General features: G+C 55.6%; 9 protein-coding genes. 7 read left to right on the forward strand and 2 right to left on the reverse strand.

The window, feature by feature from the left end:
• Positions 1-710: 710 nt before the first annotated feature.
• Together mrcB and hrpB are read right to left on the reverse strand one after the other, a co-directional pair.
• A complete protein-coding gene (gene mrcB, locus JK223_RS04425) occupies positions 711-3209 on the reverse strand; it encodes a bifunctional glycosyl transferase/transpeptidase (RefSeq protein WP_212713017.1) in 2499 nt (832 codons plus the stop codon).
• A 98-nt stretch (positions 3210-3307) separates the two neighbouring features.
• Positions 3308-5752: an ATP-dependent helicase HrpB gene (gene hrpB, locus JK223_RS04430; protein ID WP_212713210.1), complete on the reverse strand. Its 2445-nt coding sequence runs from the start codon at positions 5750-5752 to the stop codon at positions 3308-3310.
• Between the two features lie 139 nt (positions 5753-5891).
• Between hrpB and thpR the strand changes: the two genes are divergently transcribed.
• The 7 genes from thpR (at position 5892) to panB (ending at position 11596) form a co-directional block, all read left to right on the forward strand.
• On the forward strand, positions 5892-6431 hold the full coding sequence (gene thpR / locus JK223_RS04435; RefSeq protein ID WP_212713018.1) for an RNA 2',3'-cyclic phosphodiesterase: 540 nt from the start codon (positions 5892-5894) through the stop codon (positions 6429-6431).
• Between the two features lie 13 nt (positions 6432-6444).
• Entirely contained in the window at positions 6445-7149 is a 705-nt protein-coding gene (gene sfsA / locus JK223_RS04440; RefSeq protein WP_212713019.1) for a DNA/RNA nuclease SfsA, read from the forward strand.
• A gap of 179 nt (positions 7150-7328) precedes the next feature.
• Positions 7329-7784, forward strand: coding sequence for an RNA polymerase-binding protein DksA (dksA, locus tag JK223_RS04445; protein WP_025901272.1), 456 nt, complete (start codon positions 7329-7331; stop codon positions 7782-7784).
• Positions 7785-7856: 72 nt separating this feature from the next.
• Complete coding sequence (gene gluQRS / locus JK223_RS04450; RefSeq protein ID WP_212713211.1) at positions 7857-8738, forward strand: tRNA glutamyl-Q(34) synthetase GluQRS; 882 nt, start codon at positions 7857-7859, stop codon at positions 8736-8738.
• Positions 8739-8827: 89 nt separating this feature from the next.
• Positions 8828-10237, forward strand: a complete 1410-nt coding sequence (gene pcnB / locus JK223_RS04455; RefSeq protein WP_212713212.1) for a polynucleotide adenylyltransferase PcnB — start codon at positions 8828-8830, stop codon at positions 10235-10237.
• 3 nt (positions 10238-10240) lie between these two features.
• Positions 10241-10720: a 2-amino-4-hydroxy-6-hydroxymethyldihydropteridine diphosphokinase gene (folK, locus tag JK223_RS04460; protein WP_212713020.1), complete on the forward strand. Its 480-nt coding sequence runs from the start codon at positions 10241-10243 to the stop codon at positions 10718-10720.
• Between the two features lie 81 nt (positions 10721-10801).
• A complete protein-coding gene (panB, locus tag JK223_RS04465) occupies positions 10802-11596 on the forward strand; it encodes a 3-methyl-2-oxobutanoate hydroxymethyltransferase (protein WP_212713021.1) in 795 nt (264 codons plus the stop codon).
• The last annotated feature ends 24 nt before the right edge of the window (positions 11597-11620 follow it).

Raw genomic sequence — 11620 nt, forward strand, 5'->3', positions numbered from 1 at the left:
CCGGTCACGAAAAAGGCGCCTGTGCGCCTTTTTTATTCTCTGATGCTGCCGGACTCTGAGTGGAAATCCTTCGGTCTGACCGGCAGTAACCTTACCTGAAAAGTAGTCCTGACCGGCTTCCTCTCTTTACCTCAGAGCAGTGACCCGCAGAAGGTCTGACCGGCAGTAACCTTACCTGAAAAGTAGTCCTTACCGGCTTCCCCTCTTTGAGAGAGCGTTTGGCTGAAGATCTGAAGGGGACTCCCAGTCCCGGGTTGAGTTCGCCCGACCGCCTCCGCCAGTCTTTCGCTCACCTCCCGGACATTCTGGCCTCAGCACCGGTGGATTTTCCCTGGCCCCCTTTTCCTCTCAGCGTCTATTGCTTTGTTGCTCTGCGACAGGTGAATATCAATGATTACGGGCGGTGATCAGGCCGGAGCGGGGATAAGGTTGCCGGGGTGGCTTTCCGCGGTATTTCGCTGAAGACGAACAACTACCGGATGGCCGCAGAGCGCCGGCGAAAGGTTCAGTACGGGCCTCGTCGACCCCGCCAGAATTAAGGGGCAGGTGATCAGGTGACATCCTGAACCACAGCCACGGATAGCACAGTGGCGGTCAGCATCCCTTCTGACAGCGATTACCTTCACGGACTGTCTGACGCAACACAGGCTACAATCATCGGCCCATAAAAAAAGGCGCCGGAGCGCCTTTTTGTGCATAACTACTGTCGGTTACTGCCCGAACATATCCTTAATCCAGCCGGCAACACCGTTACCGCTGCTGTCCTGCTGTTCCTGTTGCTGCTGTTGCTGCAACTGCTGCTGCTGTTGTTGCTGCTGTTGCTGTTGCTGACATAGCGCATTCGGATCAGAGGCCCAGACCGGCAGTGAACGCCAGGTAGTACTGCCGCTGCCACAGATGAAGTTACCCGCCGAGTCAATATTCATCGTGGTCACATCATCCGGCGGTGTCAGATCAAGCGGCGTCGGTGGCTGGTTAGCCAGGTAACGACGATAGATCTGTAATGCCCCACTGGAACCCCACAGTTTCGTTGGCTGGTTGTTATCGCGACCGACCCAGGTCACTGTCACTTCTTTACCATCGATACCGGTAAACCAGCTGTCCACCATGTTGTTGGTCGTCCCGGTTTTACCCGCCAGATGCATCGTCGGGTATTGTGCACCCAATGCATGTGCGGTGCCGCGGTTAACCACCTGCTGCATCGCATACAGCGTCAGGTAAGCCGCTTCCGGTGGCTCCACCCGCTGTGCCTGAGGATAACTCTGGTACAGCACTTTCCCGTCTTCAGAGATAACAGAGCGTACTGCGGACAGTGTTGCACGGTTACCACCACTGGCGATGGACTGGAAGGCCTGTGCCACTTCAACCGGTGTCAGGTTAAGTGCACCCAGCAACATGGCCGGGACCGCGGTGAGCTGATCTTTACCTACCCCGAGTTTCTCCCAGGTATCCACGACATTACCAAGCCCCAGAGACATACCGAGGTTAACGGTCGGGACGTTCATGGAGTGAGTCAGTGCATCGACCAGTAACACTTTACCGCTGAAACGATGGTCATCGTTTTCCGGACTCCAGATCTGGCCGTTCGGCTGTTTCAGCGACAGTGGCTGGTCAGCAATCCAGCTGTTCAGACGATAGGTCTGCGGCTGAGCCAGGGCGGTCAGATACGTCGCCGGTTTAGCCAGAGAACCTATAGAGCGTCGTGCCTGCATCGCACGGTTATAACCGGCAAACTGCGGATCAGCGCCGCCAACCATGGCACGGACTTCACCGGTGTTCCGGTCAACCACCACCATCGCCGTTTCCAGATCTTTCAATCCGTGCAGTTTTTTCAGCTGCGGGATCCCGTCAATGACCGCTTTTTCCGCCGCATCCTGCGAGATCGGGTCCAGAGTGGTGAAAATCTTCACGCCGGAAAGATCTTTAACCTTATCGCCCAGTTTTTGCTGCAGTTCATTACGGACCATCTGCATAAAGGCCGGCTGAGGTGTAATGACTCCCCCTTTCGGCTGTACCCCGAGCGGACGGGCTGACAGACTGTTATACAGATCTTCATCAATGTACTTTTGCTGCTGCAGTAAACGCAGGACGACATTTCGACGCTCCAGCGCCAGTTTCGGGTTACGCCACGGGTTGTACAGTGACGCACCTTTCACCATGCCGACCAGCAGTGCCTGCTGATCCAGGCTCAGTTCATCAACCGGGCGCCCAAAGTAATAGAGGCTCGCCAGCGGGAAACCACGGATCTGATCGTTACCGGCCTGTCCGAGATACACTTCATTCAGGTACAGTTCCAGAATACGATCTTTGCTGTAACGTGAATCCATAATGATTGCCATATAGGCTTCACGGACTTTACGCCACAGGGTGCGTTTGTTGGTCAGGAACAGGTTTTTCACCAGCTGCTGAGTCAGTGTACTTCCGCCCTGGACGGCACGACCGGCAGTGATGTTGGCGACAAATGCACGACCAATCGAATACAGACTGATACCATCATGCTCATAGAAGTGACGATCTTCCGTCGCAATCAGTGTATCCACCAGCTGATTCGGGAACCCTGAGCGCGGCACAAATAACCGCTGTTCACCGTTCGGGGATTGCAGCATGGTAATCAGACGCGGATCCAGCCGGAAATACCCGAAATCACGCCCGGTATCCAGGTTTTTGATTTCGCTCAGCTCACCGTTACTGAACGTCATTTGTGCATTGATCTGCCCTTCTTTCCCGTCCGGGAAATCAAAAGGACGGCGCAGTAAGTCGATGGTATTTCCTTTTACCGTAAACTCACCCGGCCGGGTAATGCGCGTGACCTGACGGTACTGCGTCCCTTCCAGTAGTTCGAGCATGCCTTTACGGTCAAAACTCATTCCCGGTTCAAGGCTGACCACCCGTCCGTACACGGCCGCCGGCAGCTGCCAGACCTGGCCATCGACACGATGACGGATTTCAGAATCGAGATAGACGCCCCAGGCGGCAAGCACAATGGCACCTAACAGGAACAGCTTAATCAGCCATCCCAGCCAGCGCCTTTTCTTCATCGGTGGTTTCTTCTTTCCTTTACGTGCCAAAGCCACTTCCTCCTCGTAACCACTGATCTCATGATCATCATACGCTTTTGAATTTTTACTTTTCGCACGAGGGCGTTTTTTTTCCGGTTGACGAGGCGTTTTTCCTTTTCGCCCGATCGGTTCGCGATCGTTCCCAGACATGAATTTTACTCTCCAGGCATAGCCTTAGCATGCGCGTTACTTTAATCCCGATCCCGGCGGATTACATGCCGGAACCCTCTGAAAGAGAGACCGGATCATCAATGACCGGGGGAAAACTTTTTACTCCGTCGCGTCGGCATCGCCGTCGCCGGGTCGTCCGGCCACGGGTGTTTCGGATAACGCCCTTTCATTTCCTTCTGCACTTCACGCCAGGCTCCCTGCCAGAACCCCGCTAAATCCCGGGTAATTTGCAACGGACGCATTGCGGGTGATAACAGTTCCAGCACCAGAGGTATACGGCCTCCGGCGATCACCGGGGTGGTGGCTTCACCATACATTTCCTGTATGCGGACAGCCAGTACCGGTGATTGCCCGACAGTATAGCGGATCAATAACCGACTCCCCGTCGGCACAGTGTAATGAGTTGGTAGCTCACTATCCAGTCGCTGACGTTGTGACCATGTGATTAAATGTAATAAAGCTGATGAAATATTAATAGTATTAAACGAACGGGCATCGGTCACTGCACTCATTTCCGGCAACAGCCAGGTTTCCAGGCTATCCAGCAATGCTTCGTCTTCCATTGCCGGCCAGTCCTCCTGTGGCAACCATTCTGCTGCACAGGCCAGCCTGGCCCGCAACTGTTCAGACGCCGGTGACCAGGGTAATACCTTCAGCCCTTTCGCTCTGACCCAGCGCAGCATCGCCTGATGAAGCAGTGCCGCCTCCGGACGTTCCCCGGGCCTGGAGCTCAGGATCAACGCCCCGATAGCCTTCCGGCGGTGCACCCGCAATATCCCTTTTTCTTCATCCCATTCCACTTCATCCCGCTCTTTTGCAAGGCCGGGATAACTGGCCTGTAACGCGGTGATATCCACCGGCAGCGCCAGACGGATACGGGCCTCTGATGCCTGTGCATTCAGCGATAAGTGTAAAACGATAAGCCATTCATGCCTGACCAGCGGTGAGTCGTTCAGGGTGCTGGCCCCGATTCCTTTGGCCAGCAGGTAGCGTCCGCTCTGACCTCGCTGCCGTGCTAACTGGTCGGCAAACCCGGCCATCAGTAACTCCGCGACTCTGCCATCTTCTGGCTGCGCTGCGGCCAGCCCGCTTTTTTTCTGTAACGCTTTTGCACGAAGGCGCCAGCTCTCCTGCGGGTGCAGAAAGAGCGACATGAGATCTCCGTCATGCCGTCGGGGAGGATCTTCCAGAATCGCTACCAGCAGACTGGCTGTTGCCATCGCCTCCGGCGAGTGCCTCCCTGCGCTGAGCAGAGCCGCCAGTCGCGGGTCGGTCCCGGCCGCCGCCATCTGCCGCCCGCGGGCAGTTAACTGATGCCGGTCATTGACCGCCCCCAGCTGTTCCAGTACCTGCAGTGCTGCCTGACCGTGTTTTTCCGGCGGGGAATCCAGCCATTGCAGCTGAGAGACCTGCGAACACCCCCAGGTCAGTACATCCAGCATCAGTCCGCTAAGGTCACTGTGCAGAATTTCCGCATCTGCGGTCGCGGCCGCCCGTTCCGCCTGTTCCTGACTGATTAAATGCCAGCAAATGCCTGGCGCCAGCCGGCCTGCACGTCCGGCCCGCTGCACCATGGAGGCCTGGCTGATGCGCTGTGTTTGTAAAATACTTAGTCCGCTTTTACTGTCGAAGCGGACGGATCGTTCCAGGCACGAATCAACGACCAGGGTAATCCCTTCAATGGTCAGGCTGGTCTCGGCAATATTGGTCGCCAGCACCACTTTCCGTAGCCCCGGGGCTGACGGGGCGATCGCTTGCTGCTGAGCGGCCAGTCCCATTGCGCCATATAAAGGAAAGAGGCCGGTGTCTTCACTCAGGCGGTCACTCAGCGCTTCCTTTACTGCCAGAATCTCTTTTTCTCCCGGCAGAAACAGCAATAACGACCCCGGATGTTCGTTCATTATCTGTGCGGTCTCGCGGGCAACGGCCTGTGCAAAAGTCAGTCTGGCAGACAAGGAAATAAATCGCCGCTCTACGGGAAAACTCCGTCCGCCGGAAATAATGACCGGGGCGTCGGGGAGCAACCCTGTCAGTCGCTGATGGTCGAGCGTGGCAGACATTAATAAGATTTTCAGGTCATCCCGCAGGCTCTGCTGCACATCCAGCAATAATGCTAATGACAGGTCAGCCTGCAAGCTGCGTTCATGGAATTCGTCAAGGATCACCAGCGACACCCCATTCAGTTCGGGATCCTGCTGTAACATGCGCGTCAGAATACCCTCGGTCACCACCTCCAGTCGTGTCTGCGGCCCTGTCCGGCTCTCCCCGCGCATGCGGTAACCAATGGTCTGCCCGGGAACTTCACCCAGCGTCTCTGCCAGACGACGGGCGACACTCCTGGCCGCCAGACGACGGGGTTCCAGCAGAATAATCCGCCCTTCGCCCTGCACTTTCTCAAGCAGTTGCAGGGGTAACCAGGTCGACTTCCCCGCGCCTGGCGGCGCTATCAGTAAGACCTGAGGCGCGCGCTCCAGCGCTTCAGACAATTCATCCAGTACTTCACTGACCGGTAATGACTGCAACGAAAACTCCGCACAAGCTATGTTAATATTGCCGGCATGATAACACTCAACGAAATCATCCTCACCTTTGCCCGCCTGCTCACCGTCAGCGATGCTGACGGTGAGCAGCAACTTAGCTGTTCTTTCTGAGGGCGCAGAGATGACCGGACCCCAATATTTTTTTGCCCTCACGTTGCCCGCGGGGCTGCAACGTTCGCTGGTCGCCTGGCGGGCAGAGCATTTTCCGGCGGATTACGGGCGTCCGCTGCCTGCGGCCGGGCTGATGATGACACTGGCCTGGCTCGGGGAGATCAGTGAGCCCTCCGTTGAACATCTGCAACAGCAGGCCGCCCGTATCCGGCAACCGGCCTTTACCCTGACGCTAAACGATGCCGGCCACTGGCCCCGGTCAGGGCATATCTGGCTGGGGAGCCGTTCCGCCCCCTCAGGACTATTACAGCTGGCGGCCCTGCTGCGTGCACGGGCGGCTCGCCAGGGGTGCCCGCAGCCGTCCCTGCCTTTTCATCCGCATGTGCGGCTCATCCATCAGGCTTTTCAGCCGGTGAAACTGCCTGCGCCGGGATTTTCGTGGCAAACCCGGATAACAGACTTCTCCCTGATGGCCATCCCCGGCAGCGGCCGGAAGCGGGCTGCCCGTTGTGTGGCTCGTTTTCCTTTACTGACCGATACTATTCCATAAAGAGATTTTCATTATGCAGTTCATTCCCGCACTGAAATCTGCCCGTTTAATTAAGCGTTATAAACGTTTTCTGGCCGATGTGGAGACCCCGCAAGGAGACGTGTTTACGCTTCACTGTGCCAATACCGGCGCAATGACCGGCTGTGCAACGCCCGGAGATACCGTATGGTATTCCACCTCCGACAGCAAAACCCGGAAGTATCCTCATAGCTGGGAACTGACCGAAACCGCTGCCGGCGAATGGATTTGCGTCAACACATTGCGGGCTAATTCCCTTTTTTACGAAGCCTTTACCGGCGGCGTGATCTCTGAACTGGCGGGTTACCGTGACTGTAAACGTGAAGTGAAATACGGCGCAGAAGGTAGCCGGATAGATTTCCTGCTCCGGGCACCGGGGGTCGCGGATTGCTACGTTGAGGTAAAATCGGTCACGCTGCTGGAGGAGGGAAAAGGATATTTTCCCGATGCCGTCACGGTTCGCGGACAAAAGCATTTACGCGAATTAATGGCAATAGCGGCTTCAGGTCAGCGGGCCGTCCTTTTTTTTGCTGTCTTACATAGCGGAATTGAGCAAATAAACGTCGCACGACACATTGATCCCCGCTATGCAGCACTTCTTGATCAAGCCAGGGTAGCCGGGGTTGAAATTCTGGTCTATAAAGCATCGCTGACATCTGCCGATGCTAAAATAGAATTTTCTATCGCTTTCGGACAGTAAAAGGCTGCAATCGTGTGTATTGCAAAGATAATTCTGTGTTTTGATGTCAAACTTATTGACAAGTGAGTAACAAGACACAATATCAGTAATTGCCAATAGGGATAGCTTCTGCTATTTATAGCGGCCTGTTTTTTTCCCTCAATGGGAATCGATAGTGCGTGTTATCCAGGAGAAACAGCATGCAAGAAGGGCAAAACCGTAAAACATCGTCCCTGAGTATCCTCGCCATCGCTGGGGTGGAGCCATATCAAGGGAAACCGGGCGAAGAGTATATGAACGAAGCCCAGCTGACTCACTTCAGAAAAATTCTTGAAGCCTGGCGTAATCAACTCAGGGATGAAGTCGACCGTACTGTCACACATATGCAGGACGAAGCGGCGAACTTCCCGGATCCGGTTGACCGGGCCGCTCAGGAAGAAGAGTTCAGTCTGGAACTGCGTAACCGTGACCGTGAACGTAAACTGATTAAAAAAATCGAGAAGACACTGAAAAAAGTCGAAGACGACGATTTCGGTTACTGTGAATCCTGCGGTGTAGAGATTGGCATCCGCCGTCTTGAGGCGCGTCCGACAGCCGATTTATGTATCGATTGTAAGACGCTGGCCGAAATCCGTGAAAAGCAAATGGCTGGTTAATTCCGGTCCTGAGCTTACTCAGCCGGGCGGCACCGCCATTGCGGAAGTGTTGCCCGGTCATTCCTGCTGATGATGTTGAAAAATTCCTGTATCGGGCGCTTTGCCCCCTCACCTTCCGGCCCCTTGCATTTCGGCTCGCTGATTGCCGCCCTCGGCAGCTATCTTAGCGCCCGTGCACAACACGGCACCTGGTGGGTACGTATTGAAGACATTGATCCCCCCCGTGAAACGGAAGGGGCCGCCGATACCATTCTGAAGCAACTCGACCATTATGGTCTGCACTGGGACGGCGACGTACTCTGGCAATCCCGCCGGACAGAGGCGTATCTTGATATTCTTCAGCAGCTCATTTCACACCACCAAAGTTATTTCTGTCACTGCAGCCGCCGCCGAATCCGTCAGAACGGAGGCTATTATGACGGACATTGCCGCCACCTGAATCTGCCTGCCGGGCAGGCCGCCCTGCGTTTTTTTCAGCAACACCCGGTTTTCTCTTTTACTGACCGTCTGCGGGGCGACATTGTTGCGCATCCGTCACTGGCCGCCGAAGACTTTATCATTCATCGGCGTGACGGGTTATTTGCCTATAACCTCGCCGTGGTGGTGGATGACCACTATCAGGGCGTGACAGAAATCGTACGGGGCGCAGACCTGATTGAACCGACCGTCAGGCAAATCAGTTTGTATCAACAACTGGGCTGGCCGGTGCCCGATTATATGCATCTGCCACTGGTTATCTCGCCTGACGGAGGAAAATTATCCAAGCAGAACCATGCGCCGTCGTTACCGGCAGACGATCCGCGGCCGGTATTAGCCCGCGCTTTACAGTTTTTAGGGCAGCCGTTAGCTCAGCCCTGGCGGGATCTTTCGCGGGATGAGCTGTTAAAACAGGCAATAATACAATGGGATCCAGAGAAAATTCCGGTGAATGATGCTTTAATCCCGGCCGGATAACCGAACAGCATTCTCAAACAGCTCACAACAGGCTATGATTAGCCGCTGTTTTGAGCACCACTTAATTTATGCCACTGTCGAGGTGTACCATTTTTACCCGAGTAGCGAATTTCTGCCGGAAAGTTCTCCTTCGTGAAGAAGACGCGCCCGCAGAGAAAAAAGACCAAAATCTGATGACTGTCATTCCACGCGATCAGCACAATATCTCCCGTCGCGACATCAGCGAAAATGCGCTGAAGGTATTGTATCGCTTAAACAAAGCAGGCTTTGAAGCCTATCTGGTTGGCGGCGGTGTCCGGGATCTTCTGCTGGGTAAAAAACCGAAAGATTTCGACATTACCACCAATGCCACGCCTGAGCAGATGCGCAAGCTGTTCCGTAACTGCCGCCTGGTCGGCAGACGCTTCCGTCTGGCTCATGTCATGTTCGGCCCTGAGGTTATCGAGGTTGCCACCTTCCGCGGCCATCATGCGCTGGAAACCGCGACCGATACCACAGAGGATCGTAACCAGTCTCAGCGCGGTCAGAACGGGATGCTGCTGCGGGACAATATTTTTGGCTCGATTGAAGATGATGCCCAGCGCCGTGACCTGACCATCAATAGCCTCTATTACAGCGTGGCCGACTTCACGGTCCGTGATTATGTCGGCGGCCTGCAGGATTTGCAGCAGGGCATTATCCGCCTGATTGGCGATCCGGAAACCCGTTATCGCGAAGACCCGGTGCGCATGCTTCGCGTGGTCCGTTTCGCGGCGAAACTGAATATGTCTATCGACCCGCAGACCGCAGAGCCGATTACGCGACTGGCGATCCTGCTGAAAGATATTCCTTCCGCACGGCTATTTGAAGAGTCTCTGAAGCTGCTGCAGGCCGGTTATGGCGAGCAGACCTATGCTCTGCTCAAACAATACCAGCTCTTCCAGCCCCTGTTCCCGACCATTACACAGTACCTGACCGCTCAGGAAGACAGTGCAATGGAACGTATGATCGTTCAGGTGCTGAAAAATACCGATACGCGCATTCATAATGATATGCGGGTCAATCCGGCGTTCCTGTTTGCGGCCATGCTCTGGTATCCGCAGTCTGAACGGGCGCAACAGATTGCTCAGGAAAGTGGTTTGCCATGGTACGAGGCCTTTGCCCTGGCCATGAACGATACGCTGGATGAAGCGTGCCGCGCTATCGCTATCCCGAAACGCATTACCAGCCTGATCCGTGATATCTGGTCACTGCAGCTCCGTTTACCCCGCAGGCACGGCAAGCGCGCCTGGAAGCTGATGGAGCATCCGAAATTCCGCGCCGCTTACGATTTACTGCTGCTGCGGGCTGAAGTCGAAAACAATGCTGAGCTGGAACGTCTGGCCCAGTGGTGGGGTGAGTTCCAGTCGGCCCCGCCTCCGCGTCAGGCATCTATGATCCAGAACCTGGGCACGGATCCTACGCAGCGCCGCCGGCATAACCGCTCCCGCCGCCGTCAGCCTGCCGCACGGAAGAGCTGAATCATGACTCGGGTCTACATTGCGCTGGGTAGTAATCTTGCGGACCCTCTGCACCAGGTGCAGGCCGCACTGAACGCGCTGGATGCCATTCCCGGCAGCCGGCGTGTCGCGACCTCCTCCCTGTACCGTACTCCGCCTTACGGGCCAGCCGATCAGCCGGATTATCTGAATGCCGTGATTGCCCTTGAGACCTCTCTGGACGCTGTCGGTTTGCTTGATCACACCCAGCGTATTGAGCTGGAACAAGGTCGTGTCCGCAAAGATGAGCGCTGGGGGCCACGCACGCTGGACCTCGATATCTTATTATTTGGTCAGCAGGTTATCGATACTCCGCGTTTAACGGTTCCGCACTATGATATGCACCGGCGAGCATTTATGCTGCTTCCTCTGAACGAAATCGCCCCGGACTGCCGTCTTCCTGATGGCCGTCTGGTCAGTGAGTTACTGACCCCGCTGGACACCCGCGACATTACCCTCTGGTAACTTATCCCTGCAGGGGGCATTCCCCCTCTCACGGCATTACGGTAAACTCACTCATCAAAAAAATGATGACAAGAGGTTACTTTGCAATCTGTTACCGTTCAGGATCTCAGAAAATGGAAGCAGTCAGGAGAGAAATTTGCCGCACTGACAGCCTACGACTATAGCTTTGCTCACCTTTTCGCGGAACAGGCGATCCCTGTTCTGCTGGTCGGGGATTCTCTGGGAATGACCCTTCAGGGACATGATTCAACATTACCTGTCACCGTGGCTGATATTGCTTATCACACCGCGATGGTGCGCAAAGGCGCCCCCGCGGCGCTGCTGATGTCAGACCTTCCCTTTATGAGCTATGCCAGCCCGCAACAATCCTGTGAGAACGCCGCTCAGCTGATGCGCGCCGGGGCGAATATGGTGAAACTGGAAGGAGGCGCCTGGCTGAGTGAGACCGTACGCTGTCTGACCGAGCGGGCAGTGCCGGTCTGTGGACATCTGGGACTGACGCCCCAATCGGTAAATATTTTTGGCGGCTACAAGGTTCAGGGCCGCGAGCAGGCGGCCGCAGACACGTTGCTCAGTGATGCACTGGCACTGGAACGGTCTGGCGCGCAACTGCTGGTGCTCGAATGCGTACCGGCATCGCTGGCCCGGCAGATCACCGGAGAATTATCCATCCCGGTGATCGGGATCGGCGCCGGCCCCGGCACCGACGGACAGATTCTGGTCATGCATGATGCCTTAGGGATCACCGCCGGTAAGCCCCCGAAATTCAGCAAAAACTTCCTTGCCGACACCGGAGATATTCGCACCGCGGTTGCGCTGTATAAACGTCAGGTGGCTGAAGGCAGTTACCCGGCCGAAGAACACAGTTTTCAGTAAAAAAGGTCAATAAGAAAGGAAATA

It is taken from the genome of Tatumella sp. JGM118, assembly GCF_018257515.1.
Taxonomy (GTDB): Bacteria; Pseudomonadota; Gammaproteobacteria; order Enterobacterales; family Enterobacteriaceae; genus Tatumella; species Tatumella terrea.

Coding starts and splice junctions, on each gene's coding strand:
- mrcB (WP_212713017.1), bottom strand. CDS start 3,209: ATGTCTGGGAACGATCGCGAACCGATCGGGCGAAAAGGAAAAACGCCT.
- thpR (WP_212713018.1), top strand. CDS start 5,892: ATGACCGGACCCCAATATTTTTTTGCCCTCACGTTGCCCGCGGGGCTG.
- sfsA (WP_212713019.1), top strand. CDS start 6,445: ATGCAGTTCATTCCCGCACTGAAATCTGCCCGTTTAATTAAGCGTTAT.
- dksA (WP_025901272.1), top strand. CDS start 7,329: ATGCAAGAAGGGCAAAACCGTAAAACATCGTCCCTGAGTATCCTCGCC.
- gluQRS (WP_212713211.1), top strand. CDS start 7,857: ATGTTGAAAAATTCCTGTATCGGGCGCTTTGCCCCCTCACCTTCCGGC.
- folK (WP_212713020.1), top strand. CDS start 10,241: ATGACTCGGGTCTACATTGCGCTGGGTAGTAATCTTGCGGACCCTCTG.